The 21,415-nt window shown below is 48.7% G+C and carries 18 protein-coding genes; 5 read left to right on the top strand and 13 right to left on the bottom strand.

The genetic code is table 11. The features are described 5' to 3' along the window. Positions 1 to 130: 130 nt before the first annotated feature. The gene (gene narU / locus C7B16_RS19705; protein ID WP_001207879.1) at positions 131 to 1,519 is read right to left on the bottom strand and encodes a nitrate/nitrite transporter NarU; all 1,389 of its coding nucleotides are present in this window, start codon (positions 1,517 to 1,519) and stop codon (positions 131 to 133) included. 280 nt (positions 1,520 to 1,799) lie between these two features. Continuing rightward, the gene (gene yddG / locus C7B16_RS19700; RefSeq protein ID WP_000166096.1) at positions 1,800 to 2,681 is read right to left on the bottom strand and encodes an aromatic amino acid efflux DMT transporter YddG; all 882 of its coding nucleotides are present in this window, start codon (positions 2,679 to 2,681) and stop codon (positions 1,800 to 1,802) included. 231 nt (positions 2,682 to 2,912) lie between these two features. Between yddG and fdnG the strand changes: the two genes are divergently transcribed. Genes fdnG through fdnI form a run of 3 tightly spaced genes read left to right on the top strand, consistent with a single transcriptional unit; the run spans position 2,913 to position 7,503 of the window. After that, complete coding sequence (fdnG, locus tag C7B16_RS19695) at positions 2,913 to 5,960, top strand: formate dehydrogenase-N subunit alpha (protein WP_077633351.1); 3,048 nt, start codon at positions 2,913 to 2,915, stop codon at positions 5,958 to 5,960. A 12-nt stretch (positions 5,961 to 5,972) separates the two neighbouring features. After that, a complete protein-coding gene (gene fdnH, locus C7B16_RS19690; RefSeq protein ID WP_001240589.1) occupies positions 5,973 to 6,857 on the top strand; it encodes a formate dehydrogenase N subunit beta in 885 nt (294 codons plus the stop codon). Then, entirely contained in the window at positions 6,850 to 7,503 is a 654-nt protein-coding gene (gene fdnI, locus C7B16_RS19685; protein WP_000045637.1) for a formate dehydrogenase-N subunit gamma, read from the top strand. The genes fdnH and fdnI overlap by 8 nt, the downstream gene beginning before the upstream one ends. A 227-nt stretch (positions 7,504 to 7,730) precedes the next feature. Here the strand turns inward: fdnI and C7B16_RS19680 are convergent, their stop codons facing one another. From C7B16_RS19680 to bdm, 6 genes are all read right to left on the bottom strand, one after another. Next, positions 7,731 to 8,015, bottom strand: a complete 285-nt coding sequence (locus C7B16_RS19680; protein ID WP_000781370.1) for a HigA family addiction module antitoxin — start codon at positions 8,013 to 8,015, stop codon at positions 7,731 to 7,733. Beyond that, a complete protein-coding gene (locus tag C7B16_RS19675) occupies positions 8,015 to 8,293 on the bottom strand; it encodes a type II toxin-antitoxin system RelE/ParE family toxin (protein ID WP_016248700.1) in 279 nt (92 codons plus the stop codon). Before C7B16_RS19675 ends, C7B16_RS19680 begins: the two co-directional genes overlap by 1 nt. Before the next feature lie 185 nt (positions 8,294 to 8,478). Further along, entirely contained in the window at positions 8,479 to 9,489 is a 1,011-nt protein-coding gene (adhP, locus tag C7B16_RS19665; protein ID WP_107180021.1) for an alcohol dehydrogenase AdhP, read from the bottom strand. Positions 9,490 to 9,622: 133 nt separating this feature from the next. Continuing rightward, a complete protein-coding gene (gene maeA, locus C7B16_RS19660) occupies positions 9,623 to 11,320 on the bottom strand; it encodes a malate dehydrogenase (protein WP_001516384.1) in 1,698 nt (565 codons plus the stop codon). A gap of 155 nt (positions 11,321 to 11,475) precedes the next feature. Then, entirely contained in the window at positions 11,476 to 11,613 is a 138-nt protein-coding gene (gene sra, locus C7B16_RS19655) for a stationary-phase-induced ribosome-associated protein (RefSeq protein ID WP_000841554.1), read from the bottom strand. Positions 11,614 to 11,703: 90 nt separating this feature from the next. After that, positions 11,704 to 11,919 carry a biofilm-dependent modulation protein gene (gene bdm, locus C7B16_RS19650; RefSeq protein WP_000495761.1) on the bottom strand — a complete coding sequence of 72 codons (216 nt, stop codon included), beginning with the start codon at positions 11,917 to 11,919 and terminating at the stop codon, positions 11,704 to 11,706. A 322-nt stretch (positions 11,920 to 12,241) separates the two neighbouring features. Here bdm and osmC point away from each other — a divergent pair, with 322 nt between their 5' ends. Next, the gene (gene osmC, locus C7B16_RS19645; RefSeq protein WP_000152293.1) at positions 12,242 to 12,673 is read left to right on the top strand and encodes a peroxiredoxin OsmC; all 432 of its coding nucleotides are present in this window, start codon (positions 12,242 to 12,244) and stop codon (positions 12,671 to 12,673) included. Positions 12,674 to 12,993: 320 nt separating this feature from the next. Beyond that, positions 12,994 to 13,917 carry an omptin family outer membrane protease gene (locus C7B16_RS19640; protein WP_107180020.1) on the top strand — a complete coding sequence of 308 codons (924 nt, stop codon included), beginning with the start codon at positions 12,994 to 12,996 and terminating at the stop codon, positions 13,915 to 13,917. A gap of 67 nt (positions 13,918 to 13,984) precedes the next feature. Here C7B16_RS19640 and dosP read toward each other — a convergent pair whose 3' ends face one another. The 5 genes from dosP to C7B16_RS25400 form a co-directional block, all read right to left on the bottom strand. Then, the gene (gene dosP, locus C7B16_RS19635) at positions 13,985 to 16,390 is read right to left on the bottom strand and encodes an oxygen-sensing cyclic-di-GMP phosphodiesterase DosP (protein ID WP_123057425.1); all 2,406 of its coding nucleotides are present in this window, start codon (positions 16,388 to 16,390) and stop codon (positions 13,985 to 13,987) included. Positions 16,391 to 16,414: 24 nt separating this feature from the next. After that, on the bottom strand, positions 16,415 to 17,797 hold the full coding sequence (dosC, locus tag C7B16_RS19630) for a diguanylate cyclase DosC (protein ID WP_000426259.1): 1,383 nt from the start codon (positions 17,795 to 17,797) through the stop codon (positions 16,415 to 16,417). A 352-nt stretch (positions 17,798 to 18,149) separates the two neighbouring features. Continuing rightward, positions 18,150 to 19,469, bottom strand: coding sequence for a family 10 glycosylhydrolase (locus C7B16_RS19625; protein WP_000350408.1), 1,320 nt, complete (start codon positions 19,467 to 19,469; stop codon positions 18,150 to 18,152). A 131-nt stretch (positions 19,470 to 19,600) separates the two neighbouring features. After that, positions 19,601 to 21,136 carry an acid resistance gamma-aminobutyrate antiporter GadC gene (gene gadC, locus C7B16_RS19620; RefSeq protein ID WP_107180019.1) on the bottom strand — a complete coding sequence of 512 codons (1,536 nt, stop codon included), beginning with the start codon at positions 21,134 to 21,136 and terminating at the stop codon, positions 19,601 to 19,603. Between the two features lie 156 nt (positions 21,137 to 21,292). Then, positions 21,293 to 21,415 (bottom strand): hypothetical protein (locus C7B16_RS25400; RefSeq protein WP_001684489.1); only part of this gene is annotated, 123 nt, incomplete at its 5' end.

Raw genomic sequence — 21,415 nt, 5'->3', positions numbered from 1 at the left:
CTCCAGGAATGATTTGGGATCTGATGCCTTGTCGGATGCGGCGTAAACGTCTTATCCGACCCCGACCTACGGGTGCGACACGGTTGTAGGACTGATAAGACGCATCAGCGTCGCATCAGGCATCGATCTCTTATTTTTGGCTAAACTGCCGCCGACCATAGACCAGCCAGGTCAGCAGCACACAGATGATGTAAAAGATTAAAAACACTTTCATCGCGCCAACCGGCGAGCCGGTCATATTCAGCGACATGCCAAACGCCTGTGGAATAAAAAAGCCGCCAACTGCACCAATTGCCGAGATAAAGCCAAGTGCGGCGGCGGTTTCGGTGATTGCTTCTCGCTGTGCTTCTTCATCGCTACCGCCTTTCATCTTCACCCGATAAATGGTTATCTGGCGGAAGATGACGGCAATCATCTGGAAAGTAGAGCCACTTCCCAGACCCGCCGTCAGGAACAACCCCATAAATACGGCGTAAAACGCAATGAAATTACCTGAACCCGTGCCGGGTAACGTCAGAAACAGCAACGCACTGAACAGAGCCATAAAAATAAAGTTGATAAGCGTAACGCGAACGCCGCCGAACTTATCGGAGATAGCGCCGCCAACCGATCGCGCAATGGCACCGATAAACGGGCCAAAAAACGCCAGTTGCAGAATATTCACATCCGGGAACTGCGTTTTTGCCAGCATGGCAAAACCCGCGGAAAAGCCGATGAACGAGCCAAAAGTGGCGAGGTAGAGCAGACTCAACAGCCAGAGATGCAGGCGTTGTAACACAGGTAACTGGTCGGCAATTGATGCACGTGAACTGGCAATATCATTCATCCCTGACCAGGCAGCAATGGTGGCAATGACCAACAATGGCACCCAAATCCAGGCAGCATTAGCCAGTGACATCACAGAGCCATCGGCCTGCGGTACGCCATTAACACCAAGAAAGGCAAATACCGGAACAAAAATCACCAGCGGCGCAACCAGTTGCATCACGCTGACGCCTAAATTACCCAGTCCGCCATTAATGCCAAGTGCGCTACCTTGTTTGGCTTTCGGGAAGAAAAAACTGATATTTCCCATACTTGAAGCAAAGTTTGCGCCCGCAAAACCGCACAGCAGAGCAATTACAATAAATACACCGAAGGGAGTAGCTGTATTTTGCACGGCAAAACCGAGCCAGATGCAGGGAATAATCAGGATAGCGGTACTAAAAACGGTCCAGCGACGTCCACCAAATATTGGCACCATAAAGGAGTAGGGAACACGTAATAATGCGCCCGAAACGGAGGGTAATGCTGTTAATAAAAAAAGTTGATCGGTAGTAAAATTAAAGCCGATTTTGTTGAGATTAACGGCGACAGCGCTAAATAACATCCAGACACAGAACGCAAGAAGTAAACAACTGACTGATATCCAGAGATTTCTTCGTGCTATATGCTTTCCTTTATTTTCCCAGAATGCCGGATTTTCTGGCTTCCAGTCGCGCAAAAGATAACGATTGTTTTTCTCATTTTGCAGTGCCATATTCTTCCTCGCATGCACACATTGTTAATGAAAAAAAGAAAAGACAGGACGTTGGGCGCAACCGCCCGTTTTTAGAATTAAGGATGAATAGAGTGAAGTGCTGAATGAAAGAATAGATAAGAAAGCACAGCCTCGCGGTGAGAAAGCGGATTATCTGAAGGCTTATGTGTTACTGAATGTAACAAAAATATATCATTGCCTTCACTAATTTTTAAATCCGCATATCCCTGAACGTGTTTTGTTGCTGTATAAAGCGTTGGCCTCATCTTGTCATCTTTATTTATCGGTGACGTGTCGCCAGCCAGCAGAGCAGAGAACCGCCACAGACCATCAGTGCGCCTTGCCAGAATGAGAGCGACAGCGGTGCGCTGAGCAGCACGGCAGCAAGCGCTGACGAAAGTACGGGGGTAAAATAAGACCCTACTGCCATAATAGTGACATTGCCATGTAAAATACCGACATTCCAGGCGGCATAAGCAAATCCTAAAGTAAAAGCCGCAGAAATGAGTTTGACGATGACAGGGGTGCTAAAAACCATCTCTGGTTGTGGCGACAGAAAATAGTAAACCCATAGGCTTGCACCCGTCAGAAGAACGAAAACGGTAATGCCGTTAAATCCACGGGCATATTTATTGGTTACCGTGCAATAAGCCGCCCAGATAAAGGCACCAATAAACGCCAGAAAATAACTTAATGGGCTGGTAGTGATATTATTGATTATTTCATTATATTTCAGGCCATTCTCACCGCCCAGCACCCAACAAACACCCATCAACGCGAAAAGCAATCCTGGAATAATCAGCCAATTTGTTTTTTGTCCGTTAAAAAGAATGGCAAAAAGAATCGTCAGGCTGGGCCATAGATAGTTCACCATACCGACTTCAATGGCCTGATGGCGGGTGGCCGCGTATCCCAAAGAAAGCGCGAGGCAAATTTCATAGCTGACAAACAATACGCTGCCAGCAAGTAAATAGCCTTTCGGGATCTGCCGAAGACGTGGGAATCCAACAGTGAATATTAATAGTAGTCCGCTTAATGAATAGATCGCCGCCGCTCCTCCTACCGGACCGAGCCCCTCACTGACCCCACGAATCAACCCAACCATCGTGCTCCACAAGATGATCGCAATCAGGCCAATGAGTGTTGCTTTTTGTTTTGTCATATTTGCTCTTTTTTCTCTCTTGCCATTAAAAATCGCGCTGAAATTTATAGCATTTTTTTAACCTGCCTGTCAGGACGTGGTGACTTTTTCTACCGCTATTGAGGTAGGTCAATTTGTAAAGGCGAACTATTTTGTGGCAAACAGGCGTTCTTTTTGATTTGGCGCAAAAAGATTCGGAATTTTACTGTTAGTTTCCTCGCGCAGTTACACCCGTGTAAAAAGAGGAAAGCAATGGACGTCAGTCGCAGACAATTTTTTAAAATCTGCGCGGGCGGTATGGCTGGAACAACAGTAGCAGCATTGGGCTTTGCCCCGAAGCAAGCACTGGCTCAGGCGCGAAACTATAAATTATTACGCGCAAAAGAGATCCGTAACACCTGCACATACTGTTCCGTAGGTTGCGGGCTATTGATGTATAGCCTGGGTGATGGAGCTAAAAACGCCAGAGAAGCGATTTATCACATTGAGGGTGATCCGGATCATCCGGTAAGCCGCGGTGCGCTGTGCCCGAAAGGGGCCGGTTTGCTGGACTACGTGAACAGTGAAAACCGTCTGCGTTACCCGGAATATCGCGCTCCAGGTTCAGATAAATGGCAGCGTATTAGCTGGGATGAAGCATTTTCCCGTATTGCGAAGCTGATGAAAGCTGACCGTGATGCCAACTTTATTGAGAAGAACGAGCAGGGCGTAACGGTTAACCGTTGGCTTTCTACCGGTATGCTGTGTGCTTCCGGTGCCAGCAACGAAACCGGGATGCTGACCCAAAAATTTGCTCGCTCCCTCGGGATGCTGGCGGTAGACAACCAGGCACGCGTCTGACACGGACCAACGGTAGCAAGTCTTGCTCCAACATTTGGTCGCGGTGCGATGACCAACCACTGGGTGGATATCAAAAACGCTAACGTCGTGATGGTGATGGGCGGTAACGCTGCTGAAGCGCATCCCGTCGGTTTCCGCTGGGCGATGGAAGCGAAAAACAACAACGATGCAACCTTGATCGTTGTCGATCCCCGTTTTACGCGTACCGCTTCTGTCGCGGATATCTACGCGCCTATTCGTTCCGGTACGGACATTACGTTCCTGTCTGGCGTTTTGCGCTACCTGATCGAAAACAACAAAATCAACGCTGAATACGTTAAGCATTACACCAACGCCAGCCTGCTGGTGCGTGATGATTTTGCTTTCGAAGACGGCCTGTTCAGCGGCTATGACGCTGAAAAACGCCAGTACGATAAGTCGTCCTGGAACTATCAGTTCGATGAAAATGGCTATGCGAAACGCGATGATACGCTGACTCATCCGCGCTGCGTGTGGAACCTGCTGAAAGAGCACGTTTCCCGCTACACGCCGGATGTTGTAGAAAACATCTGTGGTACGCCAAAAGCCGACTTCCTGAAAGTGTGTGAAGTGCTGGCCTCCACCAGCGCGCCGGATCGCACAACCACCTTCCTGTACGCCCTGGGCTGGACGCAGCACACTGTCGGTGCGCAGAACATTCGTACTATGGCGATGATCCAGTTGCTGCTCGGCAACATGGGTATGGCTGGTGGTGGCGTGAACGCGCTGCGCGGCCACTCCAACATTCAGGGTCTGACCGACTTAGGTCTGCTCTCTACCAGCTTACCGGGTTATCTGACGCTGCCGTCAGAAAAACAGGTTGATCTGCAGTCGTATCTGGAAGCGAATACGCCGAAAGCGACGCTGGCTGATCAGGTGAACTACTGGAGCAATTATCCGAAGTTCTTCGTTAGCCTGATGAAATCTTTCTACGGCGATGCCGCACAGAAAGAAAACAACTGGGGTTACGACTGGCTGCCGAAGTGGGATCAGACCTACGACGTCATCAAGTATTTCAACATGATGGACGAAGGCAAGGTCAGCGGTTATTTCTGCCAGGGCTTTAACCCGGTTGCGTCCTTCCCGGACAAAAACAAAGTGGTTAGCTGCCTGAGTAAGCTGAAATACATGGTGGTTATCGATCCGCTGGTGACTGAAACCTCCACCTTCTGGCAGAACCACGGCGAGTCGAACGATGTCGATCCGGCGTCTATCCAGACCGAGGTATTCCGTCTGCCTTCGACCTGCTTTGCTGAAGAAGATGGCTCTATCGCCAACTCCGGTCGCTGGTTGCAGTGGCACTGGAAAGGTCAGGACGCTCCGGGCGAAGCGCGTAACGACGGTGAAATTCTGGCGGGTATCTACCACCATCTGCGCGAGCTGTATAAAGCCGAAGGTGGTAAAGGCGTAGAACCGCTGATGAAGATGAGCTGGAACTACAAGCAGCCGCACGAGCCGCAATCTGACGAAGTGGCAAAAGAGAACAACGGCTATGCGCTGGAAGATCTCTATGATGCCAATGGCGTGCTGATTGCGAAGAAAGGTCAGTTGCTGAGTAGCTTTGCGCATCTGCGTGATGACGGTACGACTGCATCTTCTTGCTGGATCTACACCGGTAGCTGGACCGAGCAGGGCAACCAGATGGCCAACCGCGATAACTCCGACCCGTCAGGTCTGGGGAATACGCTGGGATGGGCATGGGCGTGGCCGCTCAACCGTCGCGTGCTGTACAACCGTGCTTCAGCGGATATCAACGGTAAACCGTGGGATCCGAAACGGATGCTGATCCAGTGGAACGGCAGCAAGTGGACGGGCAATGATATTCCGGACTTCGGCAATGCCGCACCGGGTACGCCAACCGGGCCGTTTATCATGCAGCCGGAAGGGATGGGACGCTTGTTTGCCATCAACAAAATGGCAGAAGGTCCATTCCCGGAACACTACGAGCCGATTGAAACGCCGCTGGGTACGAACCCGCTGCATCCAAACGTGGTGTCTAACCCGGTCGTGCGTCTGTATGAACAAGATGCGCTGCGGATGGGTAAAAAAGAGCAGTTCCCTTACGTGGGTACGACCTACCGTCTGACCGAGCACTTCCACACCTGGACCAAGCACGCATTGCTCAACGCAATCGCCCAGCCGGAACAGTTTGTGGAAATCAGCGAAACGCTGGCGGCGGCGAAAGGCATTGCCAATGGCGATCGTGTCACTGTCTCCAGTAAGCGTGGCTTTATCCGCGCGGTGGCCGTGGTAACGCGCCGTCTGAAGCCGCTGAACGTTAACGGTCAACAGGTAGAAACGGTGGGTATTCCAATCCACTGGGGCTTTGAGGGTGTCGCGCGTAAAGGCTATATCGCTAACACTCTGACGCCGAATGTCGGTGATGCAAACTCGCAAACGCCGGAATATAAAGCGTTCTTAGTCAACATCGAGAAGGCGTAAGGGGGCGAACAGATGGCTATGGAAACGCAGGACATTATCAAAAGGTCCGCAACTAACTCCATCACGCCGCCTTCGCAGGTGCGTGATTACAAAGCAGAAGTCGCGAAACTTATCGACGTTTCCACCTGTATCGGCTGTAAAGCCTGCCAGGTGGCATGTTCGGAGTGGAACGACATCCGTGATGAAGTGGGGCACTGCGTCGGGGTCTACGATAACCCCGCCGATCTGAGCGCCAAGTCCTGGACGGTGATGCGCTTTAGCGAAACCGAACAGAACGGTAAGCTGGAGTGGCTGATCCGTAAAGACGGCTGTATGCACTGTGAAGATCCGGGCTGTCTGAAGGCGTGTCCGTCTGCCGGTGCAATCATTCAGTACGCTAACGGCATTGTCGATTTTCAGTCGGAAAACTGCATCGGCTGTGGTTACTGCATTGCCGGGTGTCCGTTTAATATTCCGCGCCTCAACAAAGAGGATAACCGGGTATATAAATGCACCCTCTGCGTCGATCGCGTCAGCGTCGGCCAGGAACCGGCTTGTGTGAAAACCTGTCCGACCGGGGCGATCCACTTCGGCACCAAGAAGGAGATGCTGGAGCTGGCGGAACAGCGGGTGGCGAAACTGAAAGCGCGTGGCTACGAACATGCTGGCGTCTACAACCCGGAAGGGGTTGGTGGCACGCACGTCATGTATGTGTTGCATCACGCCGATCAGCCGGAGCTGTATCACGGTCTGCCGAAGGAGCCGAAGATTGATACTTCGGTGAACTTGTGGAAAGGCGCGTTGAAACCGCTGGCAGCGGCTGGCTTTATCGCCACCTTTGCCGGGTTGATTTTCCACTACATCGGTATTGGCCCGAATAAGGAAGTGGACGATGACGAGGAGGGAAATCATGAGTAAGTCGAAAATGATTGTGCGCACCAAGTTTATTGATCGCGCCTGTCACTGGACCGTGGTGATTTGCTTCTTCCTGGTGGCACTTTCCGGGATTTCGTTCTTCTTCCCGACGCTGCAATGGCTGACGCAAACCTTCGGTACGCCGCAGATGGGACGCATTTTGCACCCATTCTTCGGCATTGCGATTTTTGTTGCGCTGATGTTTATGTTCTTCCGCTTTGTGCATCACAACATCCCGGATAAGAAAGATATTCCGTGGCTGTTGAACATTGTCGAAGTATTGAAAGGCAATGAGCACAAAGTGGCGGATGTCGGTAAGTACAACGCCGGGCAGAAGATGATGTTCTGGTCGATCATGAGCATGATTTTCGTGCTGCTGGTGACCGGGGTGATTATCTGGCGTCCGTACTTTGCGCAGTACTTCCCGATTCAGGTTGTCCGCTACAGTCTGCTGATCCACGCAGCCGCGGGTATCATCCTGATCCACGCCATCCTGATCCATATGTATATGGCATTCTGGGTGAAAGGGTCGATTAAAGGGATGGTCGAAGGAAAGGTGAGCCGTCGTTGGGCGAAGAAACACCATCCGCGCTGGTATCGTGAAATCGAGAAGGCCGAAGCGAAAAAAGAGAGTGAAGAAGGGATATAATCTCTTTTGAGCTTTAAGCTGAAAATGGCGCTGTAAAAGGCGCCATTTTTTATTGTAGATAACGTGCACTTTGTTCATGCCGGATGCGGCGTGAACGCCTTATCCGGCCTACAAACCGTTCAAATCCAATAGATTGCAGTGAACGTGTAGGCCTGATAAGCGTAGCGCATCGGGCAATGTTGCGTTTGTCATCAGTTTCAAATGGCGCTTTATAAGGTGCCATTTTTTTATTGCGTAACCAGACGGCGCAGTCGCGACACATCCACCGTTTTTTCAGCCTCTGCCAGGCTCCAGGCGTTTTGCAGATTCAGCCACATTTGCGGCGAACTGCCGATCACCACGGAAAGTTTAATCGCCATTTCTGGTGTCAAAGCTGCTTTTCCGGTCAGCAATCGGCTTGCCGTTGAGGGCGCAATTTCCATTGCTCTGGCAAACTCGCGCAGACTGACATTAAGTTCGTCCAGTGATTCCTGAATAATGTCCCCCGGGCGGGGATGATTGGCCATTTTCATCAGTGATAGTCCTCGTAATCCAGTATGTATGCATCGCCATTGACGAATTCAAATGTGATTCGCCAGTTGCCCGAGACAGATATCGTCCAAATTTCATCGCGATCGCCGCTTAACGGGTGTAGTCGGTAACCGGGCATATCGATATCAGCAAGACAGCTTGCTGCATCAATCACAGCGAGTCGGTGGCGTAATCGTTTGACTTGCGTCGGTATAACGCCGGAGGTTTTGCCGAGAAGAAACAAGTCACGCAATCCCTTGTGTCTGAAATTCATTATCATCTCTTCATCCTTGTTCCTTCGAAAGGAACACTATCACTATTGTTCCGTGCAGCGCAACAAATTTCGCTACGTTTTCGCGAATTGTGAGGGGAAAGATCGGGGAGGAAAAGAAGAAGAGTGAAATTGCGGAAAGCGTCTCGCAAAACAGGCTGCGACCCGAACATGGCAGTCGCAGCAAAGGACTCTTAGCGACGGAAATCAATCACCATACGGCCACGGATTTTACCTTCTTCCATCTCGGTAAAGATGGTGTTGATGTCCGCTAACGAACGCAGGGCGACTTTTGGCACCACTTTACCTTCGGCGGCAAACTGGAAGGCTTCGGTTAAATCCTGGCGCGTGCCGACCAGCGAACCTACGACTTCAATGCCATCCAGCACCAGCCGTGGAATATCAAGACTCATAGATTCCGGCGGTAGACCTACAGCCACGACACGCCCACCTGCGCGAACGGCGTCGACTGCCGAGTTAAATGCGGCTTTTGCTACCGCCGTCACCACCGCGGCATGAGCGCCACCGGTTTTCTCTTGCACAATTTTGGCAGCATCTTCAGAGCGTGAGTTAATTGCTAAATTAGCGCCCATCTCGGTCGCCAGTTTCAGTTGCTCATCATTGACATCAATGGCGATCACTTTGGCGTTAAAGACATTCTTCGCATATTGCAGGGCGAGGTTGCCCAGACCGCCAAGACCGTAGATAGCAATCCACTGCCCGGGGCGAATTTTTGACAGTTTCACCGCTTTATAGGTGGTGACGCCCGCGCAGGTAATGCTGCTGGCGGCAGCCGAGTCCAGGCCATCCGGCACTTTGACCGCGTAATCAGCGACCACGATGCACTCTTCAGCCATCCCGCCATCAACGCTGTATCCGGCATTTTTAACTGAACGGCAGAGGGTTTCGTTGCCGCTGTTACAGTATTCGCAATGACCGCATCCTTCAAAGAACCATGCTACGCTTGCGCGATCGCCTGGTTTCAATGAAGTTACTCCAGGGCCAACTTCCGCCACCACACCAATGCCTTCGTGCCCCAGAATTACGCCGGTCTTATCACCAAAATCGCCATTCTTAACATGAAGATCGGTATGACATACACCACAACACTCCATTTTTAACAGAGCTTCACCGTGTTTCAGTGAGCGCAGCGTTTTATCCGTAACGTCAACATGATGATCCTTCGTAACAACCGCAGCCTTCATAGTTCCTCCTTTTCGGATGATGTTCTGCATAGCAGGTGAGGCAAATGAGATTTATTCGCCACTACCCAGTATGGATGAGATCTGAAAAAGGGAGAGAAAAATTGCCCGGCAGTGTTCACTACCGGGCAGAGACTTAGATGGAAGTACGACGGTAGTCGCGGTATTCGGCTTGCCAGAAATTATCGTCAATGGCTTGTTGCAAAGCTTCGGCGGAGGTTTTCACCGCCACGCCTTGTTGCTGAGCCATTTTGCCGACCGCAAAAGCTATAGCCCGGGAGACTTTCTGAATATCTTTTAGTTCCGGCAATACCAGACCTTCGCCGTTCAGCACCAGAGGAGAATACTGCGCCAGGGTTTCACTTGCCGACATCAACATCTCATCGGTGATGCGTGACGCGCCGGAAGCAATAACGCCCAGCCCGATCCCCGGGAAGATAAAGGCGTTGTTACACTGGGCGATAGGGTAGATTTTATCTTTCCATACCACGGGATTAAACGGGCTGCCAGTGGCGACCAGCGCATTACCTTCGGTCCAGGCAATAATGTCCTGCGGCGTGGCTTCGACGCGTGATGTCGGGTTAGAGAGAGGCATCACGATTGGGCGTGGGCAATGCTTGTGCATTTCGCGGATGATCTCTTCCGTAAACAGCCCGGCCTGTCCGGAGACGCCAATCAGAATATCCGGTTTGACATTGCGCACCACATCGAGCAGTGACAGCACATCGCTGTCGGTATCCCAGCCGCTGAGATTGTCCCGCTTCTGCACCAGTTTGGTCTGGAAAGGCAGCAGATTTGGCATCTTGTCGGTCAGCAGGCCAAAGCGATCGACCATAAACACTTTCTGCCGCGCCGCTTCCTCGCTTAATCCTTCGCGCTGGGTCTGGGCGATGATCATCTCCGCAATGCCGCATCCCGCAGAGCCAGCGCCGAGGAAGACGATTTTTTTCTCGCTTAACTGACCACCCGCCGCGCGACTGGCTGCTATCAGCGTTCCGACCGTTACCGCGGCGGTCCCCTGAATGTCATCATTAAAGGAACATATTTCATTGCGATAACGGTTCAGCAGCGGCATCGCGTTTTTCTGTGCGAAATCTTCAAACTGCAGCAACACGTCAGGCCAGCGTTGCTTCACGGCCTGGATAAATTCATCAACAAATTCATAGTATTCGTCGTCGGTGATACGCGGGTTCCGCCAGCCCATATACAGCGGGTCGTTAAGCAGTTGCTGATTGTTGGTGCCAACGTCCAATACTACCGGCAGCGTATACGCCGGGCTGATGCCGCCACAGGCGGTATAGAGCGACAGTTTACCGATTGGAATGCCCATCCCGCCGATACCCTGGTCACCCAGGCCCAGGATACGTTCGCCATCCGTCACCACAATCACTTTAATGTTGTGATTCGGCACGTTTTGCAGGATGTCGTCCATATTGTGGCGGTTCTGGTAAGAGATAAACACGCCGCGCGAACGACGGTAGATCTCGGAGAAACGTTCACAGGCCGCGCCGACGGTTGGGGTATAAATGACGGGCATCATCTCATCAAGATGATTGTTCACCAGGCGGTAGAAGAGGGTTTCGTTGGTGTCCTGGATGTTACGCAGGTAGATGTGTTTGTCGATTTCGGTTTTGAATCCCTGATACTGGATCCACGCACGTTCCGCTTGTTCTTCGATGGTTTCGACCACTTCCGGCAGTAACCCCAGCAGGTTGAAGTTACGGCGTTCTTCCATGCTGAAGGCACTGCCTTTATTCAACAACGGAAATTCCAGCAGTACAGGGCCAGCGTAAGGAATATAAAGCGAACGCTGTTTTTTTGTTTTTGGTTCCATGTCACTCACTCTTTTTTGAATATCCATCCCTGGGGCGCTTTTATCGTCTTTGCTTTACCGCCAGGGCGTCGGCCCAAGTATAAAGCAGATAAAAACAAAAACACCATTGCGCTGGCAATGGTGTTTAATCGTCATTGAGGACGGATTGTTAAAACTTACTTTTCAGCGGGGCGTTTTCTGCCTGTTGGGTTATTTACCACGCTGGATTTGTCACCTTCGGTAACTATTTTGCGCTGGTTAGATATTTTATGATCCAGTCCAAGAATATGACGGGCCTGACGGTTCGATTTCATTTTAACTCCTCAATCCTGTTACTAGTTTTAAGGACAATTCGCCAAAGCGAAGAAACGTAACCCCTAAGGTTGCGGATCAAGCATAGCAGCTTAAAGTGTAGGGTGCTGGCCACTGACCACATAATTAATAGTTTGCTGGTAGATATCACTGAGGATGTCGTTATCAGAAGCTTCCAGCCATTTGGTCAGCTCCATGAGAATATCATCTTCAGTGACAACACCGTGCTCTGCCCGAAGGCCTTGCTCAATGGCGTTAACCAGAGCGGGTTCTGCGGTGGAATTTGCTGCCTGATAATAAGTAAACATAGTGATCCTCCTTGTCTGTGTATTTATGGTGTCTGCTACGCCTCGCAGATTTATAAAGCACATTCAGCATGGCAAATATTTATTGTCTCGTTACCAGGAATAATCCTGGTTGGTGATTTTTATATTTTAAATGCATGATGTTATTGGTTTTTATTTGTTGGGGTATCGTTTTAATCCTATATTTCCAGACATCCGGTGCGGTCATTCCATTTAAATGCGCAGGTGATTTTTTTAGCCGGTTTAATTCGGAATATCCTGCTTATCCTCTTGCTGTTTCTCCCGTAGTCTATAATTTCCTTTTTAAGCCCACAGGAGAGCAACAATGACAATCCATAAGAAAGGTCAGGCACACTGGGAAGGCGATATCAAACGCGGGAAGGGAACAGTATCTACCGAGAGCGGTGTGCTGAACCAACAACCGTATGGGTTTAACACGCGTTTTGAAGGCGCAAAAGGAACCAACCCGGAAGAGCTGATTGGTGCAGCACATGCCGCTTGTTTCTCGATGGCGCTTTCATTAATGCTGGGGGAAGCGGGATTCACACCAACATCGATTGATACCACTGCCGATGTATCACTGGATAAAGTGGATGCCGGTTTTGCGATTACTAAAATTGCACTGAAAAGCGAAGTCGCCGTTCCGGGCATTGATGCTTCCACCTTTGACGGTATTATCCAGAAAGCAAAAGCAGGATGTCCGGTTTCTCAGGTACTGAAAGCGGAAATTACGCTGGATTACCAGTTGAAAGCATAAATTCTCGCCGGATGATGCGTCATCCGGCAAGTTATCTACACAGATACTTTGTCCTTATCCCAATGAGATCTCGTATTTAAACCGCATCTTTATTCTGCTCATTATCCCCTCTGCGCATAAAAAATCATTATTGCATCAGGTTGTGAATTTATACTTCGTTCAGAATATCAGTAAATATTGGGTTATTTATGTTTTCTGTTTGATGGTGCGAATCATATGTGCCATTGTAAGACTTAGTTAATTTTAACCAATTCAAATCTATTTAAATTAATTCATTTCAATTAATTTGCTAATTGATATTGTTCAATAAGGATGAAGCCATGTCGGTGAAAAAGGTCTCTTTTTTTATTGTGTTAATTTATCTAAGCCAGTATGCAAGTGCATCTTCAGAATTTAATTTCTCACCTGACAGTGTTTTTGTTGATGCTTCTCTTTCATTTCTGAATGGTGAGTCAGGTGAGTTTGTCTATAGTAATGGTGGCACACTTAGCCAACTGGACTGGAAAATTCAAAATACGCCCATTGTTAAAATGGGCGTAACCTGGGATGCAGTCTCATGGCTGACTCTTAATGCCAACGGCTGGACGACGCTTGCCTCTGCCGGTGCGCTAATGGATGATTATGACTGGCTGGAGCCGGGGCAACAACACTGGAGCGATTGGTCACATCATCCTGCAACACGGTTAAATTTTGCAAATCAGTTTGATCTCAATATGACAGGTTGGTTTTTAAAGGAACAAAACTACCAATTAGGCGCTGTGTTAGGCTATCAGGAGACGCGTTTCAGTTGGTTGGCGAAAGGCGGTTACTATAGTTATGACAACGGTGCCGACATTGGTGATATTCCTCATGGCCAAAAAGTTATTGGTTACCAACAAAAATTCAGCGCTCCCTATTTAGGTCTTTCTGGTAAATATATCTACCATGATTTTGATATTATAACGCAATTTAAATATAGCGCCTGGGGAGAAGGGAAAGGCACAGATCAGCATTACTTGAGCAACATTACATTTAAAGATAAAGTATCTAACCAAAAATATTACTCAGGTCTTATTAATGTGGGGTATAACATTAATCCACAGGCGCGTATTTTTACAGAAATATCATGGAGTAGATTCTCTAATGATGTTGGTAACACAACAAATTATCATAAAGAAAATGGTGAACGTGTAAAAGATAAAGATTCACCTGGGATGCAGAATTATAATTACATTATTGGTGCGGGTATTATGTACAGATTTTAATATAGCGGCGCGCAAATAGCTTAATACGAATACATGAAATCTTGCCCGCCAGTGCGGGCAAGATTTACTAAACGTCGATTTGAAGCGGTAGCGCAGTAGACATCCAGACAGAGATCTCTTCGGCGGGTAAAGGGCGTGAGAAGAAATAGCCCTGAATAACGGGGCAGTGGATCTTGCGTAACATCTCAAACTGTTCTTTTGTTTCTACACCTTCAGCCACTACGGTTAAGTTCAGGCTTTGTCCAATGCCGGTAATGGCTTCTAACAAGGCGCGAATGCGTTTTTCAGTCAGACAACGATCGACAAAACTTTTATCAATTTTGATTTCTGTTACCGGCAGGCTGACTAAGCGTGATAAACCAGAAAAGCCGGTGCCGAAATCATCGACGGATAAACCTACACCCATATCCCGCAGGATCTGGATGCGTTTAAAGATCTCCGTATCGTGTTCCATCATCATGCTTTCGGTGATTTCCACTGTTAGCTGGTGGCCGTCAATCGCCCAGGCTTCCATCGCGTCGGAAACCTGATTGGGTAGTTGATTACTGCGAAAATGCAGCGCAGACAAGTTAACGGATAACGCCGGGATGTGAATATTCTGGCTATGCCATTCTGCTAACTGGCGACAGGCTTCAGCGATGACCCAGCGACCAATGTTTTCAATTTCACCAATCTCTTCCGCGAGGGGAATAAACCGGGAAGGGGGAACATGACCATGCTGCGGATCGTACCAGCGAGCAAGAGCTTCAAGACCGTACAGTTCACCCGTTTCCGCGAAGATCTGCGGCTGGTAAACCAGTTTCAACTGGTTGTTGCTGATCGCTTCTTTCAGCGCCGCACCTAATACCAGCCGCTCTTTAACCATTTCGTTCATTGTCGGACTAAAGAACTGCCAGCCGTTACCGCCATTTTTGCGAATGAAATCCATCGCATTGTGGGCGGTAGAAAGCAGGTAGTCACGGTTTTTGCCAACGTCGTAACTGATACCAATGCTTAAGGTTAAAGGAAAAGGTTGATCGTCAATGATGACCGGCTTTCTAATGATGTTGCGTAGCTCATCAGCGATTTGGGTAATGTTGCTTACTTCATCCTCCTGGCTAATGAGGACAAACTGTGCACCTTCAACGCGGCAGAGATACTGATCGGGTTTGAGTTTTTCGCGAAAACGATTAACGACCTCTAACAATGCCTGATCGGCCCACGCGTAGCCGAGGCTGTCGATCACATCCTGAATATGGTCGACGCCAATAAGATACACCACCGGAGAGACGGCTCTATCGACCAGGTCATCAAGGTAATTGTGCAGATTATTGCGATTTGGCAGACCGGTCATCGGATCAAACTGAATTAGCTGTTCGATGTGCTGGCGGCTTTTCTCCTGTTCCAGCGCCAGTGCGGCCATATGCTGGCTGATATCTGCCACACGTTCGACAAATGCACTGGTTTCTGTTCCTGCCGCGGTCTTGATTTGCAGTATCCCCGCAGGCGCACCATCACGCTGGCGAATGGTGACAGCCCAGCTTTGTGCATTCTTTACATCTACCTCATGAGAGGACGATGCCCAATGCACTGGCATCCCATTACGCAATGCATACAACGATACGTGTGATTCATGAAGAATGGATTCAATATTACGGCAAATGATTTCACCCATTTCATGAAACGGTGGGCTACTGCACATGGCAGCGAGGATGTTGCCTTCCAGTTGGCGGATTTGCCGTTCTTCGGTGATATCTGAGAAGGTCATCACCAGGTTTTGTAGATGAGCAAGCACGTCATAGACCGGACTGATAGACGCTTTAATCCAGATATTTTCACCCGTACGCGTCAATAACAGAAATTCATCCTGATCGCGGGAGGTTTTCCACAATAGTTGCTGTAAGCGAATGCGGTTATCTGTCGGGTAATCAGGAATGTTAAGTAGCGTATCGGGTTGCATACCGCTGGCTTCGCTGATGCAGTAGCCAAACATTTCGGTAAATGCGCGATTGCACTGCACGATATGACGCTCAGGATCGAGCACAATCACAGGTCGGTCGAGGTGGTCTACGGCAATGAGCAACTGCCGGGTCTGTTCTTTCTGCGCCATTTCAACGCTGGCATCCCGAACCAGCGCCAGATAATAAATTTTCCCTTCGGCAGTCACTTTTGACAGGGCAAATCGTGTCCATATTTTACTGCCGTCTTTTTTCTCCAGTTGCAATTCCCGGCTCATTCCTTCGACACGCGCTTTACCACCTTCACGGTTATGCCGGATATATTCAGGATGTGCAGGGCGCAAATTATGGGGGATGAGCATATCGATGTTATTGCCAATGACCTCTTCGCGCTTATATCCCCAGAGCTTCTCTGCGGCTGGGTTGAAAAACATCACTTCATCATTTTCGTTAATTAACACCGCCCCCATCATATTTTGTTCAAGGGCGGGAAAAAAAATGCCGTCAGCGGCATTTTCTGCATCGGTTAGCTTCATGATTACCTCTGCATCCGGGCGCATTTAAAGACTGGCTTTCCAGAGTTCAACACGGTTTCTACCTCGTCTTTTAGCGATATACAGAGCTTCGTCGGCTATTTGAATTAAACGTTCATAATCAGGATGCCCATTAAACATGGCGGCACCAATGGACAGAGAGAGGACAATATCTTCGCCGTTTGCAGCTTTTAGTTTGGTTTTTTCTACCCGACTGCGTATACGTTCTGCGGTACGTAAAGTGTCAGTTTCTGAGGCTTCAGTCAGTACAATGATAAATTCATCGCCACCGTAGCGGAAAACATAATCACTGCTGCGAACATTGTCGTAAAACGCCTGCGAGACTTTACGTAAGATCTCGTCACCGGTGTTATGTCCCCATGTGTCGTTGATCTCTTTGAATTTATCAACATCGATGATTAGCACAGACAACGGCGTTCCGGTTCTATTGGCATGGGCAATTTCACGTTTGAAGATAGTCGGCAGGAAACGGCGGTTGAGTAGCTTGGTTAACACATCCATTCCCACTTCATGGCGAGAAACTTCTTCAAACAGTTCTCGCAGTAAAGTGATAATTTGCGATACGGTATTTCGTATCTGTAATAAAAATTTCACTCGCAGGCTTTTGTTACTCAGATTTTTGGCATGGAGTATTGTCTGATTGAAAATTCCGTCGAAATCCTGAACCAGGCGGGAGATATGGCCTACTTCAGCAATACCACTAAAATAATGGCGGCCTTTATGGTTAAACCACAGGCCAAAATCAGCCTGGCTTAACGGTAGGCTACTGCCTAAATCAGAATCCAACAGAACTTTATAAATAATATCTATTTCCCATGAAAGTAATGAGGCTATTTGCCGTTCTTTTTCTTCTTCAGCATTTTCCAGTAATGAGAATATACGATAGTTCTCATCTTCTTTAGCTGCGCTACTGTCGCTAAAGGTAAACGCCCTGGTCATAACTTCCATGGCTATATCGATACTGTTAATCGAAAAATGATAAACCTGAAGTTTTTCCGCAGGCGAATAATCAGAGGAAAATATCACTGGATAGAGGATTTTTTTCAGCACGCGAAACCCCATCTCGACAATTTCCACGGGAATGCCAATACGAGCATGGACTTCAGCCACGGTATGTTGGATTTGTATCAGTCTTTCAACATCGTCCGTTTGCGCAGAGAGTACGTTGATAATCCACTTTTCCATAGCACTTTTGAGCTGTCTTTCAACCTGTTCGTTACTCAAAAACTCTTCGGCGTGCGGGTCAGTGCGTACAATACGATAAAACTCATTGCTCAGGTAATGGGCATGGGTAACGGCAATTTCTGCGGCTTTTGTGCGAATGATGGGAGCGGCCTGGGCAACTAATCCGGTCCACTCATCTTTCATTCTTTTAAAGTACATCTCCATAATTCAGCCCCTTATACGACTGGAAAGGCAAATGAGATCGAAAAAACGAAACGCAACACACTGGACAGGCTTATTGCACCATATTCTCCTGAAATATGAAGATGTAATGAAGAGAAATAAACGAGTTAGACAGTTTTAATCTACGCTACTGTTCTTCTGAAGAGTATAGCCCATCGTGATTATTTTTCGGTGGCGACGAACATCACTTTGTTTTTCATATTAATACTAATTAATCAGGAGATTATGGCCATTTGCTTATACGCAAATAATTTAACATTAAGAGAATGTGACTTTTTTGAAAGGTAACAGGCCGGTGCTTTAATCACCGGCGATGGCACAGTAAAAAAGGGGATTAGCTTCCCCAGCGACTTTGCAGATAACTAACGGCTTGCTGGGTCTGTGGTTTATTCAGGTAATCTTCGCGGAACAAAATAGTACCGCTAATTTCTGGAACAGCGTCGTTAAGATCGAGCTGCTTTTTCAGTTCTGGCACGCCGCCGTTAACTGTCCAGTCAGGTTCTATCTTCGAGGGTTCTCCAACTTTATAGAAGGCGACACCGATATAGAGACGGGTTTTGGTCGGTTTGACGACATCTGCCCACCATTTAGCCAATACGTCATAGCGTGCGGCGCTACGAGAGAAAGGCCAGTAAATTTGTGGGGCAATATAATCCAGTAAACCTTGTTCGACCCAACGGCGGGTATCCGCATAGGATTCATCATAGGCAGCAGCTCCACGGGTATCTGAACCGAGTGGATCATGTGAGCGATTACGCCAGACGCCTGCCGGGCTAACACCAAATTCGACCTCAGGCTTCAGGCTTTTTATGGTATGCGATACTTTCGCGATTAACTGCTGGGTATTGTTGCGTCGCCAGTCTGCCTTCGAGGCAAAAGCGCCCCCATATTTGCGGTACGTCTCGTTATCGTTAAGCAGTGAACCTGGTGATTCGGTGTAGAAATAGTCGTCGAACTGCACACCATCAACCGGATAACGGGAAACGACTTCTGCAACTATCGATGTGATCCAGTCCTGAACTTCAGGGATGCCCGGGTCGAGAACAAAACGGTCGCCCGATGTCCTGATCCAGTCGCGATGCTGCACATAGACGCTGGCAGGTTGCTGCGACAGGGTGTTATTCAATTCCCTGATTGTTCCGGGTTTAGTATTAACCGACACGCGATAGGGGTTAAACCAGGCGTGTACTTTCATCCCACGCTTGTGGGCTTCATCGAGTATAAATTGCAGCGGATCGTAACCGGGGTTTTCACCCATCTTGCCGGTCATAAGATCTGACCACGGCAAAATTTTTGATGGCCAAAGGGCAGTGCCATCGGGCTTTACCTGGAAAAAGACCGTATTTATGCCGAGACGTTGCAGATGATCCAGCTTGTCGATCATCGCCTGTTGTTGCACGCTGGCTCGGGTGGTGGGGTTACTAATGTTAACCGAGGAAACCGGGGGCCAGTCGAGGCGAGACACAGTGGCCAGCCAGATACCACGCATGGGTTGCGACGATTGTTGCGCTGTTGCTGGTGGTTTTAAGCCTGCTGGTGGTGTAACTATTGTGGTTGGCGGTGTTGTCTTACAACTACACAGTAAAAGAGCCAGTGCAACGAGCGCCGCTGGTCTTTTGAGCGCGAATTTCACGTTTCGGGAGCAGATATCCATATATGCTGGTTTCCGGTAAACAGATGTGTTGCTCATTCTCGTACTTATCTGGGGCAAGTCAATACGATAACTGGTACGAAAAAGGGAGCGATTAACTATCGCTCCCTTATACTGTCACCACTCAGATAGGGTTAGTGTTTCTTGTCGTTTATCACAATATAGTGCGGTGAACGGGCACGTGGATGCAGGAAGAAGTGGCCTTTCGGCGCGTTCTGGCTGTTAATTGGCTCCAGTGTTACACCGGTATTCGCTTTGCCTCTACGATCATGGATGGCATAGAGAATAAAGGGCAGGGCGAGTACTACCAGGAAACTCACCACCAGTAATTCAACATACATATCGGTAGAGTCACCCTGGATATTATCCGGCGGCAGGAAGGAGACGATAAACGCCATAATTGAGGTCAGCAGACCGACAATAGCTACCACCAGTTTTACGCCTTTACCGCCAGGGATATTAAATGTGCGTTTTAAATCAGGATGTTTAAGGACTAATACAATGTAGCCAATAAACAGCATGAAATAAGCACACAGATAAATCACCACTGTCAGTGCCAGTGCAATCAGGAAGGACATGTTGTTACCACCACCGGTATTGGTGAGGATAATCAACGCAATTGAAGTGATCACCAATTGGGAAATAACCAGTGTTACCGGCACGCCATTTTTGTTCATTTTGGCGAAGCTGGCGGGCAGCAGGTTTTTCTGTGCAGTGACATACATACCGCGAGAAGGGCCGACAATCCAGGATGCTATTTCTGCCAGTACCCCCAACAGCAGCAGGGCGGAGATCACGCGTACCGTCCACTCAATTTCCGGTGCCACATGGGACATCAGAACGGTAAAGGTTTGCATCACCCCTGCGGAGAGGTTGATTTCATTACCCGGAATGACCATCGCAATGGACAAACCACCAACCGAGCTTAAGCAGATTGCCGCCACCATCAATAGCAGCATGGCTAATGGATAATCGCGCCCTGGGTTACTCATTTCATAGACGTGCGTTGCGGATGCTTCCACCCCCATATAACTCAGGATGAAGGCAACAAACACAACCAGCGTGCCAATTTTTGAGAAATCAGGAAAGAAGGTTTTTGCATCCATTTCGATAGCAACCGGCGCACCGGAGTGCAGGTAAATAGCCGCTAATGCGATCAAAATAAATGCAGGCAGCAGGATCCCGGCGAAGAAGCCGACTTTAGCAATTCGCGCCGTATATTTCGTGCCGCCGAACTGCGTTAATGCCAGTGCCCAAAGAATGATGAGTGCTGCAATGGTTTTCGTTACCGGGTCTTCATTCAGTGCAGGCCATTTAAGAATGTAGGAGAGCGCTCCTAACACGAAATAGAGCATTGGAATAAAGCCGATAGCGATTTGCAGATAGCCAAATGAGATAGCTGCAAATCCCCATTTCAACCCCAGGGTATTCGATACCCAGGCGAAAACACCACCTTCCTCCCAGCCGTCCACGGTAGCCATTTCCGCAGCACAGAGGCCCACGGGAATAAACCATAAAATCCCGCCTAATAGCAGGAAGAAGACTAATGAAAAACCAGATGTTGCGAATGTCGGGTATTCATAAACAGCCATTACCATCGACGCCGTAATGGCGAAGAATCCAAGTAATGTTAGCTGCTTAGCTTTACCTGTCTGTACCGATGTAGCCATATTATCCCCCTAAAACGGTATTCCTGTCGGAACCGCACCTGTCTTGTTCTGAAGCGTGTTCAGAGCAATATTTTCCGTTGCTAATGCCAGTGAACAGACTTTGGAATTTGTCCCGAAACAGGAGCGTTCCGGGACAGCATTACCACTTAAACGTTATCAGGTATGTTTAAAGCTGTTCTGCTGGGCAATACCCTGCAGTTTCGGGTGATCGCTGAGGTATTTCAGGGAGGCTTTGTAGTCTTCCAGCAACAGTTCAGCGAAGTCCATTTCGAAGCCACG

The sequence above is a fragment of the Escherichia sp. 20412-1 genome, from assembly GCF_003027595.1.
Taxonomy (GTDB): Bacteria; Pseudomonadota; Gammaproteobacteria; order Enterobacterales; family Enterobacteriaceae; genus Escherichia; species Escherichia marmotae.
The sequence above is the reverse complement of the archived record's forward strand: the minus strand, read 5'-3'. Positions and strand labels throughout refer to the sequence as shown.